This is a genomic window from Pseudomonas sp. GW460-LB5 (assembly GCF_059423245.1).
The window spans coordinates 1-19,079 of record NZ_JBWKXT010000016.1; the positions used below are offsets into that span (position 1 = coordinate 1).

Consider the following 19,079-nt stretch of genomic DNA (forward strand, 5'->3'; position numbering starts at 1 on the left):
AAGACCATCGCAATGGAAGACGGTCTGCGCTTCGCTATCCGTGAAGGCGGTCGTACCGTCGGCGCCGGCGTCGTAGCCAAAATCATCGAGTAATCACTCGACCGATTGAAAAAGGCCTCCGCTCAGCGGGGGCTTTTTTTATTGGGTTGACACTAAATTGGGGCGTCTATAGAATCACGCCTCCTTTTAGCGGGCGTAGTGCGTCCGTTGGGAACAGCCTGGAGTCTGAAATCCAATGCAAAATCAGCAAATCCGTATCAGGTTGAAGGCTTTCGACCATCGCCTGATCGACCAATCCACCCAGGAAATCGTGGAAACCGCGAAACGTACTGGTGCACAAGTGCGTGGTCCGATTCCACTGCCTACCCGCAAAGAGCGTTTCACCGTTCTGGTCTCCCCGCACGTCAACAAAGACGCGCGTGACCAGTACGAGATTCGCACTCATAAGCGTGTTCTGGACATCGTCCAGCCAACGGATAAAACCGTTGACGCGCTGATGAAGCTTGATCTGGCGGCAGGTGTGGAAGTTCAGATCAGCCTCGGCTAAGACTTCGGTCTAGTCGTGTAACGCTCTGAAATGGGCGGCCATAGCGGGTGAAAGCCCCGTACACTCATGAGGTTTACAACATGACTATTGGTGTAATCGGTCGCAAATGCGGTATGACCCGCATTTTCACCGAAGAAGGTGTCTCCATTCCGGTCACGGTCATTGAGATCGAGCCGAATCGCGTCACCCAGTTCAAAACTGAGGAAACCGATGGCTACCGTGCAGTGCAAGTCACTGTCGGCGAGCGTCGTGCTTCGCGTGTGACTGCCGCTCAGGCAGGCCACTTCGCCAAAGCTAACGTTGCCGCTGGTCGCGGTGTTTGGGAGTTCCGTCTTGAAGAAGGCGATTTCCAGGCTGGCGATCTGATCAAAGCTGAACTCTTCACTGCAGGCCAGCTGGTAGACGTTACTGGTCAGTCCAAAGGTAAAGGCTTCGCCGGTACCATCAAGCGCTGGAACTTCCGTGGTCAGGACAACACCCACGGTAACTCCGTGTCGCACCGTGTGCCTGGTTCCATCGGCCAGTGCCAGACTCCTGGTCGTGTGTTCAAGGGCAAGAAAATGTCCGGTCACATGGGCGCCGAGCGCGTGACTGTTCAGTCCCTGGAAGTAGTTCGCGTAGACGCTGAACGCAACCTGCTGCTCGTCAAGGGTGCCGTTCCTGGCGCTACTGGCGGCGACGTGGTTGTACGTCCAGCTGTCAAGGCTCGCGGTTAAGGGGAAACTGACATGCAACTCAATGTAAATGACGCTCAGGCGATCGAAGTTTCCGAACTGACTTTCGGTGGCGAATTCAACGAGACGCTGGTACACCAAGCAGTCGTGGCCTACATGGCCGGCGGCCGTCAGGGCACCAAGCAGCAAAAGACCCGTTCCGACGTGGCTGGTGGCGGTAAGCGCCCATGGCGTCAGAAGGGTACTGGCCGTGCTCGTGCTGGTACCACTCGTGGTCCGATCTGGCGTGGCGGTGGTGTAACCTTCGCAGCTCGCCCTCAAGATCACTCGCAAAAGCTCAACAAGAAGATGTATCGCGCAGCTCTGCGCTCCATCCTCGCTGAGCTGGTGCGTAGCGACCGTCTGGTCGTGGTTCAGGACTTCGCTGTTGAAGCACCGAAAACCAAAGATCTGCTGAACAAGCTGAACGGCATGGGTCTGAGCGACGTACTGATCGTTTCCGACGCTGTTGATCAGAACCTGTACCTGGCTGCTCGCAACCTGCCGCACGTCGACGTACGTGACGTACAAGGTTCCGACCCGGTCAGTCTGATCGCATACGAGAAAGTGTTGATCACTGTCTCGGCCGTGAAGAAATTCGAGGAGCTGCTGGGATGAACCAGGAACGCGTATTTAAAGTCCTCCTTGGCCCGCACGTTTCCGAGAAGGCTACCGTTCTGGCTGAGAAAAAAGGCCAGTTCGTATTCAAGGTTGCTACCGATGCAACCAAGCTGGAAATCAAGAAAGCTGTCGAAGGCCTGTTCAACGTAAAAGTTGAAAACGTGTCGACTGTTAACGTTCTGGGTAAAACCAAGCGTACCGCACGTGGTCTGGGCAAGCGTAATGACTGGAAGAAGGCGATCGTCTCCCTTCAGCCAGGCCAAGATCTCGATTTCAGCAGCAGTGCTGAGTAAGGAAGGGGTGCATCATGGCAATCGTTAAATGCAAACCGACTTCCCCTGGCCGCCGTTTCGTGGTCAAGGTGGTCAACAAGGAGCTGCACAAAGGCGCTCCTCACGCACCGCTGCTCGAGAAGAAATCGAAGTCTGGTGGTCGTAACAACAATGGCCGCATTACCACTCGTCACGTTGGTGGTGGTCATAAGCAGCATTACCGTCTGGTTGACTTCCGTCGCAACGACAAAGATGGCATTCCAGCCACTGTCGAGCGTATCGAATACGACCCGAACCGTACTGCTCACATCGCCCTGCTGTGCTACGCAGACGGTGAGCGTCGCTACATCATCGCCCCTAAAGGCGTGAGCGCTGGCGACCAGCTGATCGCAGGTGCCCTGGCCCCAATCAAGGCCGGTAACTCCCTGCAGCTGCGCAACATCCCAGTAGGTAGCACCATTCACGGCGTCGAACTGAAGCCGGGTAAAGGTGCTCAGATCGCTCGTTCCGCTGGTGCTTCGGCTCAGCTGATCGCTCGTGACGGCGTATACGTGACTCTGCGTCTGCGTTCCGGTGAAATGCGTAAAGTACTGGCTGAGTGCCGTGCGACCCTGGGCGAAGTCTCGAACTCCGAGCACAGCCTGCGTTCGCTGGGTAAAGCGGGTGCCAAACGCTGGCGCGGCGTTCGCCCAACCGTTCGTGGTGTTGCCATGAACCCGGTTGACCACCCACATGGTGGTGGTGAAGGTCGTACCTCCGGTGGTCGTCATCCGGTATCGCCATGGGGCTTCCCAACCAAGGGTGCTAAAACCCGTGGTAATAAGCGTACCGACAACATGATCGTCCGTCGTCGCAAGTAACTAGAGGGATACGACAGTGCCACGTTCTCTGAAAAAAGGTCCTTTTATCGATCTTCACCTGTTGAAGAAGGTCGAAGTGGCGGTGGAGAAGAACGATCGCAAGCCAGTTAAAACCTGGTCGCGTCGCTCGATGATCCTGCCACAAATGGTCGGTCTGACCATCGCGGTTCACAACGGTCGCCAGCATGTTCCAGTTCTCGTGAACGAAGACATGGTCGGCCACAAACTGGGCGAGTTCGCCGGTACCCGCACCTATCGCGGGCACGTGGCTGACAAGAAAGCCAAGCGTTAAGGGGTAAGGAAATGGAAGTAGCCGCTAAGTTGTCGGGCGCTCGCATCTCCGCCCAGAAAGCCCGCTTGGTCGCCGACCAGATCCGCGGGAAGAAGGTGGGCGAAGCGCTCAACCTGTTGGCCTTCAGCAGCAAAAAAGCCGCTGAAATCATGAAGAAAGTCCTCGAGTCGGCCGTAGCCAACGCCGAACACAACGAAGGCGCAGACGTTGATGACCTGAAGGTCTCCACCGTCTTCGTCAACGAAGGGCGTTCGCTGAAGCGTATCATGCCACGTGCCAAAGGCCGTGCTGATCGCATCGTCAAGCGGTCTTGCCATATCACTGTCAAGGTTGCGGACAAGTAACGGAGTCGATCAGATGGGTCAGAAAGTACATCCCACTGGCATTCGCCTGGGAATCGTCAAGGAGCACACCTCCGTCTGGTACGCAGACGGTGCTACTTACGCAGATTACCTGTTGAAGGATCTGAAAACGCGTGAGTACCTCCAAGACAAACTAAAAAGCGCGTCCGTAAGCCGTATCGATATTCATCGTCCGGCTCAAACTGCACGCATCACCATCCACACCGCTCGTCCCGGTATCGTTATCGGTAAGAAAGGTGAAGATGTTGAGAAGCTGCGTCAGGACCTGACCAAGCAGATGGGTGTGCCTGTGCACATCAACATCGAAGAGATCCGCAAGCCGGAACTCGACGCTATGCTGGTTGCGCAGAGCGTAGCTCAGCAGCTGGAACGCCGCGTAATGTTCCGTCGCGCCATGAAGCGCGCCGTACAGAACGCCATGCGTATTGGTGCCAAGGGCATCAAGATCCAGGTGAGCGGTCGTCTCGGCGGTGCCGAGATTGCTCGTACCGAGTGGTATCGCGAAGGTCGTGTGCCTCTGCACACCCTGCGTGCCGATATCGACTACAACACCTACGAAGCTCACACCACTTACGGTGTGATCGGTGTGAAGGTTTGGATCTTCAAAGGCGAAGTTATTGGTGGTCGCCAAGAAGAACTGAAACCACAAGCACCAGCGCCTCGTAAAAAAGCTGCTAAGTAAGGGGTACGCCAAATGTTGCAACCAAAGCGTACAAAATTCCGCAAGCAGATGACCGGCCACAACCGTGGTCTGGCACTGCGCGGTAGCAAGGTCAGCTTCGGCGAATTCGCCCTGAAAGCTGTTGCTCGCGGTCGCCTCACCGCTCGCCAGATCGAGTCCGCACGTCGTGCGCTGACCCGTCACGTTAAACGTGGCGGCAAGATCTGGATCCGTGTGTTCCCGGACAAGCCGATCTCCAAGAAGCCTCTCGAGGTTCGTATGGGTAAAGGTAAGGGCTCCGTGGAATACTGGGTTGCCCAGATCCAGCCAGGCAAAGTCCTGTACGAGATCGAGGGTGTTTCTGAAGAGCTGGCGCGCGAAGCTTTCGCCCTGGCTGCTGCAAAGCTGCCTCTCGCCACCTCCTTTGTTAAGCGGACGGTGATGTGATGAAAGCGAATGAACTTCGTGAAAAATCGGCACAGCAGCTGAACGAGCAACTGCTCGGCTTGCTGCGTGACCAGTTCAATCTGCGTATGCAGAAAGCAACTGGCCAGTTGGGGCAGTCGCACCTGCTCTCGCAAGTTAAGCGTGACATCGCTCGCGTGAAAACTGTGCTCAACCAGCAGGCAGGTAAGTGATCATGGCTGAAGCTGAAAAAACCGTCCGTACGCTGACTGGCCGTGTCGTCAGCGACAAAATGGACAAGACCATCACCGTTCTGATCGAGCGTCGCGTAAAGCACCCGATCTACGGTAAATACGTTAAGCGTTCGACTAAGCTGCACGCGCACGACGAAACCAACCAGTGCAAGATCGGCGACAAGGTTTCGATTACCGAAACCCGTCCGCTGGCCAAGACCAAGTCCTGGGCACTGGTTGAAGTCCTCGAACGCGCTGTTGAAGTCTAAGGGCTAGGGGTCGGAGAAATTTTATGATTCAGACTCAATCCATGCTCGATGTGGCCGATAACAGCGGCGCTCGTCGCGTCATGTGCATCAAGGTGCTCGGCGGCTCGCACCGTCGTTACGCCGGCATCGGTGACATCATCAAGGTTACTGTCAAGGAAGCAATTCCGCGCGGTAAGGTCAAAAAAGGCCAAGTGATGACCGCTGTTGTCGTGCGCACCCGTCACGGTGTTCGTCGCGCTGACGGTTCCATCATTCGTTTCGACGGCAACGCTGCTGTTCTGCTGAACAACAAGCAAGAGCCGATCGGCACTCGCATCTTCGGGCCAGTGACCCGTGAACTTCGTACTGAGAAGTTCATGAAGATCGTCTCGCTCGCCCCTGAAGTGCTGTAAGGAGATCCGACATGCAAAAGATTCGTCGTGACGACGAGATCATCGTGATCGCCGGCAAAGACAAAGGTAAGCGCGGTAAGGTGCTGAAGGTTCTGGCTGATGACCGTCTGGTCATCGGTGGCGTGAACCTGGTCAAGCGTCATACCAAGCCTAACCCGATGGCGGGCGTTCAGGGCGGTATCGTCGAGAAAGAAGCGCCTCTGCACGCTTCCAACGTTGCCATCTTCAACGGCGAAACCAACAAGGCTGACCGCGTTGGTTTCAAAGTAGAAGACGGTAAGAAAATTCGTGTCTTCAAGTCGACCCAAAAAGCGGTTGATGCTTGAACACTGCTAGGTAGAAGACCATGGCACGACTGAAAGAGATTTACCGGAACGAAATCGCTCCTAAGCTTAAGGAAGAACTTAAGCTGTCGAACGTGATGGAAGTTCCGCGCGTTACCAAAATCACCCTGAACATGGGTCTGGGCGAAGCGATCGGCGACAAGAAAGTCATCGAGCACGCAGTAGCTGACCTGGAAAAGATCACCGGTCAAAAGCCGGTCGTGACTTTCGCTCGTAAATCCATCGCTGGCTTCAAAGTCCGCGAAGGATGGCCGATCGGTGTCAAGGTGACCCTGCGTAGCGACAAGATGTACGAATTCCTGGACCGCCTGCTGGCGATCTCCCTGCCTCGGGTTCGCGACTTCCGCGGCCTGAATGCCAAGTCCTTCGATGGCCGTGGCAACTACAGCATGGGCGTGAAAGAGCAGATCATCTTCCCGGAAATCGATTACGACAAGATCGATGCTCTGCGCGGTTTGGACATCACCCTGACCACCACTGCTCGTTCGGACGACGAAGGCCGCGCTCTGCTGCGTGCTTTCAAGTTCCCGTTCCGCAACTGATTGGAGTAGGAAAATGGCCAAGAAGAGCATGAAAAACCGTGAGCTGAAGCGTCAGCTGACGGTAGCCAAGTTCGCTAAGAAGCGTGCTGAGCTGAAAGCGACCATCGTCAACGTTAACGCCTCTCCAGAAGAGCGTTTCGCTGCCGTTGTCGCTCTGCAGAAGCAGCCACGCGACGCTAGCGCCTCGCGCCTGCGCAACCGTTGCCGCCTGACCGGTCGTCCTCACGGTGTATACCGTAAGTTCGGCCTGGGCCGTAACATGCTGCGTCAAGCTGCAATGCGCGGCGACGTACCAGGTCTGGTCAAGGCCTCCTGGTAATCGCTGTCGGTGTGATGCCGGCGCAAGGGGAGCAATCTTCCGACCGCCGGTGATCTCGCCAAGAAACAAGCCCCTATATGGGGCTTGTTTCGTTTCTGCCTTGTGTCTAGAATGACCGGCTCACCCGAGCCTGGGTTTTTTACCCAATCCGCTCAGGTGGTTGTCATAGCCGCAAGGCTAATAATTCTTGTATCAGGAGCATCTAGCCCATGAGTATGCAGGACCCGTTAGCGGACATGCTAACTCGCATCCGTAATGCCCAGATGGCTGAAAAGTCCGTCGTAAGCATGCCTTCTTCTACCCTGAAGGTCGCGGTTGCCAAAGTTCTGAAGGACGAAGGTTACATCGCTGGCTACCAGGTAACTGGTGAAGCCAAGCCTTCCCTGTCGATCGAACTGAAGTACTTCGAAGGCCGTCCGGTCATCGAGGAACTGAAGCGCTCCAGCCGTCCAGGCCTGCGCCAGTACAAGGCCGTCACCGATCTGCCGAAAGTACGTGGCGGTCTGGGCGTGTCTATTGTCTCCACCAACAAAGGTGTGATGACTGATCGCGCTGCGCGCGCTGCCGGTGTCGGCGGCGAAGTTCTGTGCACAGTGTTCTAAGGGGGGATAGACATGTCTCGCGTCGCTAAGAACCCCGTTAAGCTGCCGTCCGGTGTCGAAGTCAAATTCGCAGGTCAGCAGCTTTCGGTGAAGGGTGCCAAGGGCACTCTCGAACTGAACGTTCACTCGTCTGTTGAAGTTACCGAAGAGTCTGGTGAGCTGCGTTTCGTTGCTCGCAATGGTGACCAGCAAGCTCGTGCCATGGCCGGTACCACCCGCGCTCTGGTGAACAACATGGTCCAGGGCGTAAGCCAAGGCTTCGAGCGTAAGCTCCAGCTGGTCGGTGTTGGTTACAAGGCACAGGCTAAAGGCACCGTCCTGAACCTGGCCCTGGGCTTCTCGCACCCAGTGGACTACGAACTGCCAGCCGGTATCACCGCTGAAACGCCTAGCCAGACCGACATCCTGATCAAGGGTATCGACAAGCAGCTGGTAGGTCAGGTGGCCGCTGAAATCCGCGACTTCCGTCCGCCAGAGCCTTACAAAGGCAAAGGTGTGCGTTACGCGGACGAAGTAGTCCGTCGTAAAGAAGCCAAGAAGAAGTAGGGCCTAGTAAATGACCGACAAAAAAGTTATTCGACTGCGTCGCGCTCGCAAAGCACGTCTCAAGATGCACGAACTCGAAGTCGTGCGCCTGTGCGTGTTCCGCTCCTCGCAGCACATCTACGCCCAGGTCATTTCGGCCGACGGCAGCAAGGTTCTGGCAAGCGCCTCGACCTTGGACAAAGACCTGCGTGATGGCGCCACTGGCAACATCGACGCGGCCACTAAGGTTGGCAAGCTGGTAGCTGAGCGTGCGAAAGCCGCCGGTGTATCTCAAGTTGCCTTTGACCGTTCCGGCTTCAAGTACCATGGCCGCGTCAAAGCGCTGGCTGATGCTGCTCGTGAAGGCGGGCTGGAGTTCTAAGTTATGGCAAATAACGATCAAAAGCGCGACGAAGGCTACATCGAGAAGCTGGTTCAGGTTAACCGCGTTGCCAAGACCGTAAAAGGCGGCCGTATCTTCACCTTCACCGCGTTGACCGTGGTAGGTGATGGTAAAGGTCGTGTCGGCTTCGGCCGTGGCAAATCGCGCGAAGTACCTGCTGCGATTCAGAAAGCCATGGAAGCTGCTCGCCGCAACATGATCCAGGTTGACCTGAAGGGCACCACCCTGCAGTACGCCACCAAGGCTGCCCACGGCGCCTCGAAGGTTTACATGCAGCCTGCCTCGGAAGGTACCGGTATCATCGCCGGTGGCGCAATGCGTGCTGTCCTGGAAGTTGCTGGCGTTCAGAACGTTCTGGCCAAGTGCTACGGTTCGACCAACCCAGTGAACGTGGTTTACGCCACTTTCAAGGGTCTGAAAGCCATGCAATCTCCTGAATCCATTGCTGCCAAGCGCGGCAAGAGCGTCGAGGAGATCTTCTAATCATGGCAACCGTAAAAGTAACGCTGATCAAGAGCGTCTCGGGCCGTCTGCCTAACCACAAACTGTGTGTTAAGGGCCTGGGTCTGCGTCGCATCGGTCACACTGTAGAAGTCCAGGATACTCCCGAGAATCGCGGGATGATCAACAAGGCTTACTACATGCTGCGCGTCGAGGGTTAATCGATGAAACTCAATGATCTGAGTCCAGCGCCGGGTTCCCGTCGCGAGAAGCATCGTCCGGGTCGTGGTATCGGTAGCGGTCTGGGTAAAACCGGCGGCCGTGGCCACAAAGGTCAGACCTCCCGTTCGGGTGGTTCGATCGCTCCGGGCTTCGAAGGCGGTCAACAGCCGCTGCACCGTCGTCTGCCGAAATTCGGCTTCGTTTCCCTGAAAGCCATGGATCGCGCCGAAGTGCGTCTGTCCGAGCTGGCCAAAGTGGAAGGCGACGTGATCTCCGTGCAATCCTTGAAGGATGCCAACGTGATCAACCAGCACATTCAGCGTGTGAAAATCATGCTGTCTGGCGAAGTTACTCGCGCAGTCACCATCAAGGGCATCGCAGCCACCAAGGGTGCGCGTGCGGCTATCGAAGCAGCTGGCGGCAAATTCGAGGAATAAATGGCTAAGCAAGGTGCTCTCTCTTCGCTCGGTAAGGGCGGGATGTCGGAACTCTGGGCTCGTCTGCGCTTTCTGTTCATGGCGATTATCGTCTATCGGATAGGTGCACATATCCCGGTTCCAGGCATCAATCCGGACCGTCTGGCGGATCTGTTTCGGCAGAATGAGGGGACCATTCTTAGCTTGTTCAACATGTTTTCCGGTGGCGCGCTTGAGCGCATGAGCATCTTTGCACTGGGGATCATGCCGTACATTTCGGCATCGATCATCATGCAGCTGATGACGGCGGTCAGCCCGCAACTGGAGCAGTTGAAGAAGGAAGGTGAAGCTGGCCGTCGCAAGATCAGCCAGTACACCCGCTACGGCACCGTTATCCTGGCACTGGTTCAAGCCATTGGCATGTCCATTGGCCTGGCCAACCAGGGCGTGGCGTTTTCTGTGGGCCTGGGCTTCCATGTCGTTGCCGTCTCCACGTTCGTGGCAGGCGCGATGTTCATGATGTGGCTGGGCGAGCAGATCACCGAGCGCGGTGTGGGCAACGGTATCTCGATGTTGATCTTCGCAGGTATCGTTGCCGGTCTTCCGAGAGCAATCGGGCAGTCTTTCGAGTCTGCACGCACAGGCGATATCAACATTTTCGCCCTGGTCGCTATCGGTTTGCTGGCAGTAGCGATTATCGGTTTTGTGGTGTTCATTGAGCGTGGTCAGCGTCGTATCGCTGTTCACTACGCCAAGCGTCAGCAGGGCCGCAAGGTCTTTGCTGCGCAGACCAGCCACTTGCCGTTGAAGGTGAACATGGCGGGGGTTATCCCGGCCATTTTCGCCAGCAGCATTTTGCTGTTCCCGGCTTCGCTGGGTGCCTGGTTCGGTCAGTCCGAAGGTATGGGCTGGCTGCAGGACATCTCGCAGTCGATCGCTCCTGGTCAGCCGTTGAACATTTTGCTGTTTAGTGCAGGGATCATTTTCTTCTGCTTCTTCTACACAGCGTTGATGTTCAACCCGAAAGACGTAGCGGAAAACCTGAAGAAGTCCGGTGCCTTTATTCCGGGTATCCGTCCTGGTGAGCAGTCTGCGCGCTACATTGATGGCGTTCTGACCCGTTTGACCATGTTCGGTGCTCTTTACATGATGGCCGTCTGCCTTCTGCCCCAGTTCCTGGTGGTGGCAGCAAATGTGCCGTTCTACCTTGGCGGGACCTCGTTGCTGATTGTGGTAGTGGTTGTGATGGACTTCATGTCCCAAGTACAATCGCACCTCGTTTCGCACCAGTACGAATCCCTGATGAAGAAAGCCAACCTGAAAGGCTACGGTGGCAGCGGTCTGCTGCGCTGATACGCCCCTAAGGTTCGAGGAGTCGGTAATGAAAGTTCGTGCATCGGTGAAAAAGCTGTGCCGCAACTGCAAGATCATCCGTCGCGAAGGCGTCGTTCGAGTGATCTGCAGCGCGGAACCGCGTCACAAACAGCGCCAAGGCTGAGTGTGATCTGCGCTTCAAACCCAGCAGCTAGTGTGCTGCTGGGTTGATTATTCGTTTCTACAGCGATATTATCTCGCGCCCTATTTCTTGGCTTCCGGGGCGTAGGTAGCTGTCAATTGGAGTCCCACTGAATGGCCCGTATTGCAGGCGTCAACATTCCAGATAACAAGCATACTGTTATCTCGCTGACCTACATCTATGGTGTCGGTCGCACAACTGCACAGAAGATCTGTGCAGACGCTGGTGTAAACCCAGCCGCTAAGATCAAGGATCTGAGCGACGAGCAAATCGAAACCCTGCGTGGCGAAGTTGCGAAGTTCACCACCGAAGGTGACCTGCGTCGTGACATCAACATGAAGATCAAGCGCTTGATGGACCTGGGTTGCTACCGCGGCCTGCGTCATCGTAAAGGTCTGCCGGTTCGCGGTCAGCGCACCAAGACCAACGCACGCACCCGTAAGGGCCCGCGTAAGCCGATCCGCAAGTAATCGCCCAGGAATATAGACATGGCAAAACCTGCTGCTCGTCCTCGTAAGAAAGTCAAAAAGACAGTGGTTGATGGCATCGCCCACATCCACGCTTCTTTCAACAACACCATCGTGACCATCACCGACCGTCAGGGCAATGCTTTGTCCTGGGCGACCTCCGGTGGTTCGGGTTTCCGTGGTTCGCGCAAATCCACCCCGTTCGCAGCCCAGATTGCTGCTGAACGTGCTGGTCAAGCTGCGCTGGAATACGGCCTGAAGAACCTCGACGTAAACGTCAAGGGTCCAGGTCCGGGTCGTGAATCCGCCGTTCGTGCACTGAACAGCTGCGGCTACAAGATCGCCAGCATCACCGACGTGACGCCAATCCCGCATAACGGGTGCCGTCCGCCGAAGAAGCGTCGCGTGTAATCAGGAGACAGAAGAATGGCACGTTACATTGGTCCAAAATGCAAACTGTCTCGTCGTGAAGGCACCGATCTGTTCCTGAAGAGCGGCGTTCGCGCTCTGGAATCGAAGTGCAACATCGAAGCAGCCCCAGGTATCCACGGCCAGCGCCGTGGCCGTCAGTCCGACTACGGTACCCAGCTGCGCGAGAAACAAAAAGTTCGTCGTATCTACGGTGTTCTGGAGCGTCAGTTCCGCGGTTACTACCAAGCTGCTGCCTCGAAAAAAGGCGCAACCGGTGAGAACCTGCTGCAACTGCTCGAGTGCCGTCTGGATAACGTCGTCTACCGTATGGGCTTCGGTTCGACTCGTTCCGAATCCCGTCAGCTGGTTTCGCACAAAGCGATCAGCGTCAACGGTAAGACTGTAAACATTCCATCCTACCAAGTTCGTCCGGGTGACGTGGTCGCGGTCCGCGAGAAGTCGCTGGCCCAGCTGCGCATTGTTCAAGCCCTTGAACTCTGCGCCCAGCGTGGCCGCGTTGAGTGGGTTGACGTGGATGCTGCTAAAAAGTCGGGCGTTTTCAAGAACGTTCCTGCTCGCAGCGACCTGTCTGCCGACATCAACGAAAACCTGATTGTCGAGCTCTACTCCAAGTAAGGGCTAGAAAATAGGTGCATCCATGCAGATTTCGGTAAATGAGTTCCTGACTCCCCGCCACATTGATGTGCAGGTAGTCAGTCCGACCCGCGCCAAGATTACGCTCGAGCCTCTCGAGCGTGGTTTCGGCCATACCCTGGGCAACGCGCTGCGCCGCATCCTGTTGTCCTCCATGCCTGGCTGTGCAGTAGTCGAGGCCGAGATCGATGGCGTACTCCACGAGTACTCCGCGATCGAAGGTGTACAGGAAGACGTAATTGAAATCCTGTTGAACCTGAAAGGCCTGGCTATCAAACTGCACGGTCGTGACGAAGTTACGCTGACCTTGTCGAAAAAGGGTTCGGGGGTGGTTACCGCTGCCGATATTCAGCTGGATCACGATGTCGAGATCGTCAACCCCGATCACGTAATCGCGAACCTGGCGTCGAACGGCGCCCTGAACATGAAGCTCACTGTAGCTCGTGGTCGCGGTTACGAGCCGGCCGACTCCCGTCAAACCGACGAAGACGAAAGCCGTAGCATTGGCCGTCTGCAGTTGGACGCTTCGTTCAGCCCGGTGCGTCGTATCGCCTATGTGGTCGAAAACGCCCGTGTTGAACAGCGTACCAACCTGGACAAGCTGGTCATTGATCTGGAAACCAACGGCACCCTGGATCCTGAAGAGGCTATCCGCCGCGCTGCGACCATCCTGCAACAGCAGCTGGCCGCGTTCGTCGACCTCAAAGGTGACAGTGAGCCTGTCGTAGTCGAGCAGGAAGACGAGATCGATCCGATCCTGCTGCGTCCGGTTGACGACCTGGAACTGACTGTACGTTCGGCCAACTGCCTCAAGGCGGAGAACATCTACTACATCGGCGACCTGATTCAGCGTACCGAAGTAGAGCTGTTGAAGACTCCTAACCTGGGCAAGAAGTCCCTGACTGAAATCAAGGACGTCCTGGCCTCTCGTGGTCTGTCTCTCGGCATGCGCCTCGACAACTGGCCGCCTGCAAGTCTTAAGAAAGACGACAAGGCGACCGCCTGATCGTCGTAATCACCGAACGTTGTGTTTGGTAAGGAATGAATCATGCGTCATCGTAAAAGTGGACGTCACCTGAGCCGTACCAGCTCTCACCGCAAGGCTATGTTCCAGAACATGGCAGTGTCGTTGATCGAGCACGAGCTGATCAAAACCACCCTGCCGAAAGCCAAGGAACTGCGCCGCGTTGCCGAGCCGCTGATCACCCTGGCCAAGGAAGACAGCGTTGCTAACCGCCGTCTGGCCTTCGACCGTACCCGTTCGAAGTCCGCTGTTGGCAAACTGTTCAACGACCTGGGCAAGCGTTACGCCACCCGTCAGGGCGGCTACCTGCGCATCCTGAAGTGCGGTTTCCGCGCTGGCGACAACGCGCCTATGGCGTACGTCGAGCTGGTTGATCGTCCGGTCGGCGGTGCTGTAGAAGCTGCTGAGTAAGACGTTCTGTCTGCTACAAAGAACCGGGCCTAGTGCCCGGTTTTTTGTGTCTGTTTGTATTGTTAATTTCTATTGATACAAGTCATGTAATGAATTTGTCCCTGTAACCTTGCTCGTCGATACTCTCTCCAAGCCGATTAGCCGGCGCTTGAAGACCGATAAGGAGAGCCCATGAGCAAGATTCTTACCACCGCCAGCGGTGCACCCGTAGCCGACAACCAGAACTCCCGTTCCGCCGGCCCGCGTGGCCCGTTGTTGCTCGACGACTTTCACCTGATCGAGAAGCTCGCCCATTTCAACCGCGAGAACATTCCTGAGCGCCGTGTGCACGCCAAAGGCTCGGGCGCCTACGGCACCTTTACCGTCAATCGCGACATCACCCGCTACACCTGCGCCAAGCTGTTTGAGCAGGTCGGCAAGCAAACAGAAACCTTTCTGCGCTTCTCCACTGTCGGTGGCGAACGTGGCTCTGCAGACACCGAACGCGACCCTCGTGGCTTTGCCGTCAAGTTCTACACCGAAGAAGGCAACTGGGACATTGTGGGTAATAACACGCCAGTGTTCTTTATTCGCGATCCGCTGAAATTCCCCGACTTTATCCACACCCAGAAGCGCCATCCGCAGTCCAACCTGAAGAACGCCCAGATGATGTGGGATTTTTGGTCGCACTCGCCCGAGGCGCTGCACCAGGTCACCATCCTGTTCTCGGACCGTGGTATTCCGGACGGCTATCGGCATATGCACGGCTTCGGCAGCCACACGTACAGTTTGATCAACGCCAATGGCGAGCGTACCTGGGTCAAATGGCATTTCAAGACCCAGCAAGGCATCAAGAACCTCGCGCCGGCAGATGCTGCACGCCTGGCGGGTACTGACCCGGACTACGCCCAGCGCGACCTGTTCGAAGCCATTGAACGTGGCGACTACCCGCGTTGGACCGTATGCATTCAGGTGATGAGCGAAGCCGAGGCTGCCAGCCGAGACGAGAACCCCTTCGACGTCACCAAGACCTGGTCGCAGAAGGATTATCCGTTGATAGAGGTGGGCGTGCTGGAGCTCAACCGTAACCCGCTCAACTACTTCGCCGAAGTCGAGCAGGCGGCGTTCGGGCCGAGCAACATGGTGCCAGGGGTTGGCCTGTCGCCGGACCGCATGCTGCAGGGCCGTGTATTCGCCTACGCAGACGCGCACCGCTACCGTGTGGGCACCAACCACCAGCACTTGCCTGTGAATGCGCCACGCTGCGCAGTCAACAGCTACCAGCGCGATGGCTCCATGGCCACGGGCAGCTATGGGAGTGCCCCTAACTACGAGCCCAACAGCTACGCTGAGGCGCCGAAGCAGTCACCACGCCATGCCGAGCCACCCCTGGCTCTGAACGGTTCGGCAGCCCGTTTCGATCACCGTGAGGACACCGACTACTTCAGCCATGCCGGCGCGCTGTTCCGCCTGATGAGCGAAGGGCAGAAGGCGTTGCTGATCAGCAATATCGCCGGGACCATGGCAGGTGTCAGCGAAGACGTGATCCAGCGCCAGTTGCAGTACTTCTTCAAGGCTGACCCGGCCTATGGCGAAGGCATTGCCAAGGCGTTGGGCATCAACCTGGCCTGACTCTAAGTGATAAGCAGAACCGCCCTCATTTGGGCGGTTTTTCAATGAATATCACTACTGTTTAACCGATTTTTTGCGTCGGATTGCGCCTTTTTCAGTGACCGCAGGCAAAAGCTGGTTCACACTATGTGGCATAGACGTTTTCACATGGAGAACCATGGCGATGCAAGGCCACCCAGACGTAATCAACTACCTCGTCACGCTGCTGAAGGGCGAACTGGCGGCACGCGACCAGTATTTCATCCATTCGCGCATGTACGAAGACTGGGGCCTTTCCAAGCTCTACGAGCGCATCAATCACGAGATGGAAGAAGAGACGCAGCACGCCGATGCCCTGATGCGTCGCATCCTCATGCTCGAAGGCACCCCTGACATGCGCGCGGACGACCTGGAAGTCGGCAGCACCGTGCCGGAAATGATCGAGGCTGACCTCAAACTTGAATACAAGGTGCGTGGCGCCCTGTGCAAAGGCATTGAGCTGTGCGAGCTGCACAAGGACTACGTCAGCCGTGACATTCTTCGAGCGCAGTTGGCTGACACCGAGGAAGATCACACCTATTGGCTGGAAAAGCAGCAAGGGCTGATCAAGGCCATTGGTCTGGAGAACTACCTGCAATCGCAGATGTAATTAATCCACAGTTTCAACAAAAAAAGCCCCTGGCACCGACGGTACCAGGGGCTTTTCATTGCATCGGAAACATTCAGCCCCGATCACGTGCCAGCAGCGGCTTCAGGTAATGCCCGGTATACGACTGTTTCATCTCACACAGCTCTTCGGGTGTACCGCAGGCAATGATCTGGCCTCCTTTGGAACCACCCTCAGGCCCCAGGTCCACCAGCCAGTCGGCGGTCTTGATCACATCCAGGTTGTGCTCGATCACCACCACGGTGTTGCCGTGGTCGCGCAGGCGATGCAGTACGTCCAGCAACTGCTGGATATCAGCAAAGTGCAGGCCTGTGGTAGGTTCGTCGAGGATGTACAGGGTCTTGCCGGTATCGCGCTTGGACAGCTCGCGTGACAACTTCACCCGCTGCGCTTCACCGCCAGACAGCGTGGTGGCCGACTGGCCCAGTTTGATGTACGACAGGCCCACATCCATCAACGTTTGCAGCTTGCGCGCCAGCGCGGGTACTGCGTCGAAGAACTCGCGGGCATCCTCGATGGTCATTTCCAGCACCTCGTGGATGTTCTTGCCCTTGTACTTGATCTCCAGGGTTTCGCGGTTGTAGCGCTTGCTCTTGCACACGTCGCATGGCACGTAGATGTCCGGCAGGAAGTGCATCTCTACCTTGATCAGGCCGTCGCCCTGGCAAGCCTCGCAGCGGCCGCCCTTGACGTTGAACGAGAAGCGCCCCGGCCCGTAGCCGCGTGAGCGCGATTCCGGCACGCCGGAGAAAAGCTCGCGGATCGGCGTGAAGATGCCGGTGTAGGTCGCCGGGTTCGAGCGCGGGGTGCGGCCGATCGGGCTCTGGTCGATATCCACCACCTTGTCCAGGTGCTGCAAGCCGTCCATGCTGCCGTGCGGGGCCGCTTCCAGGGTGCTTGCACCATTGAGGGCAGTGGCTGCCAGCGGGAACAGGGTGTTGTTGATCAGCGTCGACTTGCCCGAGCCGGATACCCCGGTCACACAGGTCAGCAGGCCGATCGGGATTTCCAGATCGACGTTCTGCAGATTGTTGCCGCGCGCGCCCTTGAGCTTGAGCTGCAGTTTTTTGTTGCGGGGCGTGCGCTTGCCGGGTACGACGATCTTCTTGCGGCCGGACAGGTATTTACCGGTCAATGAGTCGGGGTGGTCCATGACCTGCTGCGGCGTGCCTTCGGCGACGATCTGCCCACCGTGCACACCGGCTCCAGGGCCAATGTCGACCACGTAGTCGGCCAGGCGAATGGCGTCCTCGTCATGCTCCACCACGATCACTGTATTACCCAGGTCTCGCAGATGGTTTAGGGTAGCCAACAGGCGGTCGTTATCGCGCTGATGGAGGCCGATAGACGGTTCATCGAGGATGTACATCACCCCGACCAGGCCGGCGCCGATCTGGCTGGCCAGGCGGATACGCTGCGCTTCGCCCCCGGAGAGGGTATCGGCGCTGCGGTCGAGGGTCAGGTAGTCGAGGCCGACGTTGACCAGGAACTGCAGGCGTTCGCAGATTTCCTTGAGAATCTTCGAAGCAATCTCACCGCGGCGCCCGGTCAGGGTCAGTTCGCCAAAGTAGCTACTGGCCTCACCGATGGGCAGGTTGGTCACTGCCGGCAGGGTTTTTTCGCCTACCCAGACATGGCGTGCCTCACGGCGCAGGCGGGTGCCCCGGCAATCCGGGCAAGGCTGGGTGCCGAGGAATTTGGCCAGTTCCTCGCGCACGGTGGCCGACTCGGTCTCGCGGTAGCGGCGCTCCAGGTTCGGCACGATGCCTTCGAACGGGTGCGAGCGCTTGACGATATCGCCACGGTCGTTGAGGTACTTGAAGTCGACAGTCTGTTTCCCACTGCCTTGCAGGATGACCTTCTGGTGCTCGGCCGACAGCTCGCCGAACGGTTCCTCCAGGCTGAAGCCGTAGTGCGCGGCCAGCGAACCCAGCATCTGGAAGTAGTACACGTTGCGCCGGTCCCAGCCGCGTATGGCGCCTTCGGCCAAGGTGAGTTCGGCATTGACCAGGCGCTTGGTGTCGAAGAACTGCTTGACCCCCAGGCCATCACACGTCGGGCAGGCGCCAGCCGGGTTGTTGAAGGAGAACAGTTTCGGTTCCAGCTCACTGATGGCATGTCCGCAGACCGGGCAGGCGAAGCGGGCGGAGAAAATCATCTCTTCACCTTGCTCGTCGTCCATTGGCGCCACCAGGGCGATGCCGTCGGCCAGTTTGAGTGCGGTCTCGAACGATTCGGCCAGGCGCTGCTGCAGGTCGGCACGGACTTTGAAGCGGTCCACTACCACATCGATGCTGTGCTTCTTCTGCTTGTCCAGCTTGGGCAGTTCATCAAGTTCGTAGAGCTTGCCGTTTACCCGGGCCCGCACAAAGCCCTGGGCGCGCAGTTCGTCGAACACCGCCAGATGCTCACCTTTGCGCTCGCGCACGACCGGTGCCAGCAGCATCAGCTTGGTGCCTTCCGGGCGCTCCAGCACCAGGTCGACCATCTGGCTGATCGTTTGCGCCTCCAGCGGAATATCGTGATCTGGGCAACGTGGCGTGCCGACGCGGGCATATAGCAGGCGCAGGTAGTCGTAGATTTCGGTGATGGTGCCAACCGTGGAGCGAGGGTTGTGCGAGGTCGACTTCTGCTCGATGGAAATGGCCGGCGACAGGCCTTCGATGGTGTCGACGTCTGGCTTTTCCATCATCGACAGGAACTGCCGGGCATAGGCCGACAACGATTCCACGTAGCGGCGCTGGCCTTCGGCGTACAAGGTGTCGAACGCCAGGGACGACTTGCCGGAACCGGACAGGCCGGTGATCACGATCAGCTTGTCCCGGGGCAGGGTCAGGTCGATGTTCTTCAGGTTGTGGGTACGTGCCCCACGAATCAGGATCTTGTCCACTGCGGCCT

General features: G+C 57.3%; 32 protein-coding genes. 31 read left to right on the forward strand and 1 reads right to left on the reverse strand.

What is annotated here, in order from left to right:
* The 31 genes from AC07XM_RS12060 to bfr all read left to right on the forward strand — a co-directional run.
* On the forward strand, nt 1-93 hold a 93-nt coding region (locus AC07XM_RS12060; RefSeq protein WP_449118062.1), incomplete at its 5' end, for an EF-Tu C-terminal domain-related protein.
* Between the two features lie 142 nt (nt 94-235).
* On the forward strand, nt 236-547 hold the full coding sequence (gene rpsJ, locus AC07XM_RS12065) for a 30S ribosomal protein S10 (RefSeq protein WP_003186070.1): 312 nt from the start codon (nt 236-238) through the stop codon (nt 545-547).
* An 80-nt stretch (nt 548-627) separates the two neighbouring features.
* Complete coding sequence (rplC, locus tag AC07XM_RS12070; RefSeq protein WP_003257089.1) at nt 628-1,263, forward strand: 50S ribosomal protein L3; 636 nt, start codon at nt 628-630, stop codon at nt 1,261-1,263.
* Nucleotides 1,264-1,275: 12 nt separating this feature from the next.
* Nucleotides 1,276-1,878 carry a 50S ribosomal protein L4 gene (gene rplD, locus AC07XM_RS12075; RefSeq protein ID WP_003255485.1) on the forward strand — a complete coding sequence of 201 codons (603 nt, stop codon included), beginning with the start codon at nt 1,276-1,278 and terminating at the stop codon, nt 1,876-1,878.
* A complete protein-coding gene (rplW, locus tag AC07XM_RS12080; RefSeq protein WP_003255484.1) occupies nt 1,875-2,174 on the forward strand; it encodes a 50S ribosomal protein L23 in 300 nt (99 codons plus the stop codon). The genes rplD and rplW overlap by 4 nt, the downstream gene beginning before the upstream one ends.
* A 14-nt stretch (nt 2,175-2,188) precedes the next feature.
* A complete protein-coding gene (gene rplB / locus AC07XM_RS12085; RefSeq protein ID WP_008089816.1) occupies nt 2,189-3,013 on the forward strand; it encodes a 50S ribosomal protein L2 in 825 nt (274 codons plus the stop codon).
* A gap of 16 nt (nt 3,014-3,029) precedes the next feature.
* A complete protein-coding gene (gene rpsS / locus AC07XM_RS12090; protein WP_003255482.1) occupies nt 3,030-3,305 on the forward strand; it encodes a 30S ribosomal protein S19 in 276 nt (91 codons plus the stop codon).
* Between the two features lie 11 nt (nt 3,306-3,316).
* The gene (rplV, locus tag AC07XM_RS12095; RefSeq protein WP_003103908.1) at nt 3,317-3,649 is read left to right on the forward strand and encodes a 50S ribosomal protein L22; all 333 of its coding nucleotides are present in this window, start codon (nt 3,317-3,319) and stop codon (nt 3,647-3,649) included.
* A 13-nt stretch (nt 3,650-3,662) separates the two neighbouring features.
* The gene (gene rpsC / locus AC07XM_RS12100; RefSeq protein WP_003255481.1) at nt 3,663-4,349 is read left to right on the forward strand and encodes a 30S ribosomal protein S3; all 687 of its coding nucleotides are present in this window, start codon (nt 3,663-3,665) and stop codon (nt 4,347-4,349) included.
* A 12-nt stretch (nt 4,350-4,361) separates the two neighbouring features.
* Nucleotides 4,362-4,775 carry a 50S ribosomal protein L16 gene (gene rplP / locus AC07XM_RS12105; RefSeq protein ID WP_003255479.1) on the forward strand — a complete coding sequence of 138 codons (414 nt, stop codon included), beginning with the start codon at nt 4,362-4,364 and terminating at the stop codon, nt 4,773-4,775.
* Entirely contained in the window at nt 4,775-4,966 is a 192-nt protein-coding gene (rpmC, locus tag AC07XM_RS12110; RefSeq protein ID WP_002555481.1) for a 50S ribosomal protein L29, read from the forward strand. Before rplP ends, rpmC begins: the two co-directional genes overlap by 1 nt.
* A gap of 2 nt (nt 4,967-4,968) precedes the next feature.
* Complete coding sequence (rpsQ, locus tag AC07XM_RS12115; protein ID WP_023534981.1) at nt 4,969-5,235, forward strand: 30S ribosomal protein S17; 267 nt, start codon at nt 4,969-4,971, stop codon at nt 5,233-5,235.
* Nucleotides 5,236-5,258: 23 nt separating this feature from the next.
* Nucleotides 5,259-5,627, forward strand: a complete 369-nt coding sequence (gene rplN / locus AC07XM_RS12120) for a 50S ribosomal protein L14 (protein WP_002555479.1) — start codon at nt 5,259-5,261, stop codon at nt 5,625-5,627.
* 11 nt (nt 5,628-5,638) lie between these two features.
* Complete coding sequence (gene rplX / locus AC07XM_RS12125) at nt 5,639-5,953, forward strand: 50S ribosomal protein L24 (protein WP_003255476.1); 315 nt, start codon at nt 5,639-5,641, stop codon at nt 5,951-5,953.
* A gap of 20 nt (nt 5,954-5,973) precedes the next feature.
* Nucleotides 5,974-6,513, forward strand: coding sequence for a 50S ribosomal protein L5 (gene rplE / locus AC07XM_RS12130; RefSeq protein ID WP_003255474.1), 540 nt, complete (start codon nt 5,974-5,976; stop codon nt 6,511-6,513).
* A gap of 13 nt (nt 6,514-6,526) precedes the next feature.
* Nucleotides 6,527-6,832 carry a 30S ribosomal protein S14 gene (gene rpsN, locus AC07XM_RS12135; RefSeq protein WP_009681970.1) on the forward strand — a complete coding sequence of 102 codons (306 nt, stop codon included), beginning with the start codon at nt 6,527-6,529 and terminating at the stop codon, nt 6,830-6,832.
* A gap of 209 nt (nt 6,833-7,041) precedes the next feature.
* Complete coding sequence (rpsH, locus tag AC07XM_RS12140) at nt 7,042-7,434, forward strand: 30S ribosomal protein S8 (RefSeq protein WP_003255471.1); 393 nt, start codon at nt 7,042-7,044, stop codon at nt 7,432-7,434.
* Between the two features lie 12 nt (nt 7,435-7,446).
* Nucleotides 7,447-7,980 (forward strand): 50S ribosomal protein L6, encoded by a 534-nt coding sequence (gene rplF, locus AC07XM_RS12145; protein WP_003255469.1) that lies wholly within the window; start codon nt 7,447-7,449, stop codon nt 7,978-7,980.
* 10 nt (nt 7,981-7,990) lie between these two features.
* A complete protein-coding gene (gene rplR, locus AC07XM_RS12150; protein WP_003255467.1) occupies nt 7,991-8,341 on the forward strand; it encodes a 50S ribosomal protein L18 in 351 nt (116 codons plus the stop codon).
* Nucleotides 8,342-8,344: 3 nt separating this feature from the next.
* A complete protein-coding gene (gene rpsE / locus AC07XM_RS12155; RefSeq protein ID WP_003255465.1) occupies nt 8,345-8,845 on the forward strand; it encodes a 30S ribosomal protein S5 in 501 nt (166 codons plus the stop codon).
* 2 nt (nt 8,846-8,847) lie between these two features.
* Nucleotides 8,848-9,024: a 50S ribosomal protein L30 gene (gene rpmD, locus AC07XM_RS12160; protein ID WP_016393393.1), complete on the forward strand. Its 177-nt coding sequence runs from the start codon at nt 8,848-8,850 to the stop codon at nt 9,022-9,024.
* 3 nt (nt 9,025-9,027) lie between these two features.
* Entirely contained in the window at nt 9,028-9,462 is a 435-nt protein-coding gene (gene rplO, locus AC07XM_RS12165) for a 50S ribosomal protein L15 (RefSeq protein WP_003255461.1), read from the forward strand.
* On the forward strand, nt 9,463-10,794 hold the full coding sequence (gene secY, locus AC07XM_RS12170) for a preprotein translocase subunit SecY (RefSeq protein ID WP_003257108.1): 1,332 nt from the start codon (nt 9,463-9,465) through the stop codon (nt 10,792-10,794).
* 28 nt (nt 10,795-10,822) lie between these two features.
* Complete coding sequence (gene rpmJ, locus AC07XM_RS12175; protein ID WP_002555468.1) at nt 10,823-10,939, forward strand: 50S ribosomal protein L36; 117 nt, start codon at nt 10,823-10,825, stop codon at nt 10,937-10,939.
* A 131-nt stretch (nt 10,940-11,070) separates the two neighbouring features.
* The gene (rpsM, locus tag AC07XM_RS12180; protein ID WP_003255457.1) at nt 11,071-11,427 is read left to right on the forward strand and encodes a 30S ribosomal protein S13; all 357 of its coding nucleotides are present in this window, start codon (nt 11,071-11,073) and stop codon (nt 11,425-11,427) included.
* 18 nt (nt 11,428-11,445) lie between these two features.
* Entirely contained in the window at nt 11,446-11,835 is a 390-nt protein-coding gene (gene rpsK / locus AC07XM_RS12185; protein ID WP_003255454.1) for a 30S ribosomal protein S11, read from the forward strand.
* A 15-nt stretch (nt 11,836-11,850) separates the two neighbouring features.
* On the forward strand, nt 11,851-12,471 hold the full coding sequence (gene rpsD / locus AC07XM_RS12190) for a 30S ribosomal protein S4 (RefSeq protein WP_012270238.1): 621 nt from the start codon (nt 11,851-11,853) through the stop codon (nt 12,469-12,471).
* 22 nt (nt 12,472-12,493) lie between these two features.
* On the forward strand, nt 12,494-13,495 hold the full coding sequence (locus tag AC07XM_RS12195; RefSeq protein ID WP_003255452.1) for a DNA-directed RNA polymerase subunit alpha: 1,002 nt from the start codon (nt 12,494-12,496) through the stop codon (nt 13,493-13,495).
* Nucleotides 13,496-13,537: 42 nt separating this feature from the next.
* Nucleotides 13,538-13,924 (forward strand): 50S ribosomal protein L17, encoded by a 387-nt coding sequence (gene rplQ / locus AC07XM_RS12200; protein WP_003255451.1) that lies wholly within the window; start codon nt 13,538-13,540, stop codon nt 13,922-13,924.
* A gap of 171 nt (nt 13,925-14,095) precedes the next feature.
* Nucleotides 14,096-15,535, forward strand: a complete 1,440-nt coding sequence (locus AC07XM_RS12205) for a catalase (RefSeq protein ID WP_102689015.1) — start codon at nt 14,096-14,098, stop codon at nt 15,533-15,535.
* 163 nt (nt 15,536-15,698) lie between these two features.
* Entirely contained in the window at nt 15,699-16,163 is a 465-nt protein-coding gene (gene bfr, locus AC07XM_RS12210) for a bacterioferritin (protein WP_003255449.1), read from the forward strand.
* Nucleotides 16,164-16,236: 73 nt separating this feature from the next.
* Here bfr and uvrA read toward each other — a convergent pair whose 3' ends face one another.
* The gene (gene uvrA / locus AC07XM_RS12215) at nt 16,237-19,071 is read right to left on the reverse strand and encodes an excinuclease ABC subunit UvrA (protein WP_060519295.1); all 2,835 of its coding nucleotides are present in this window, start codon (nt 19,069-19,071) and stop codon (nt 16,237-16,239) included.
* Between the last annotated feature and the right edge of the window lie 8 nt (nt 19,072-19,079).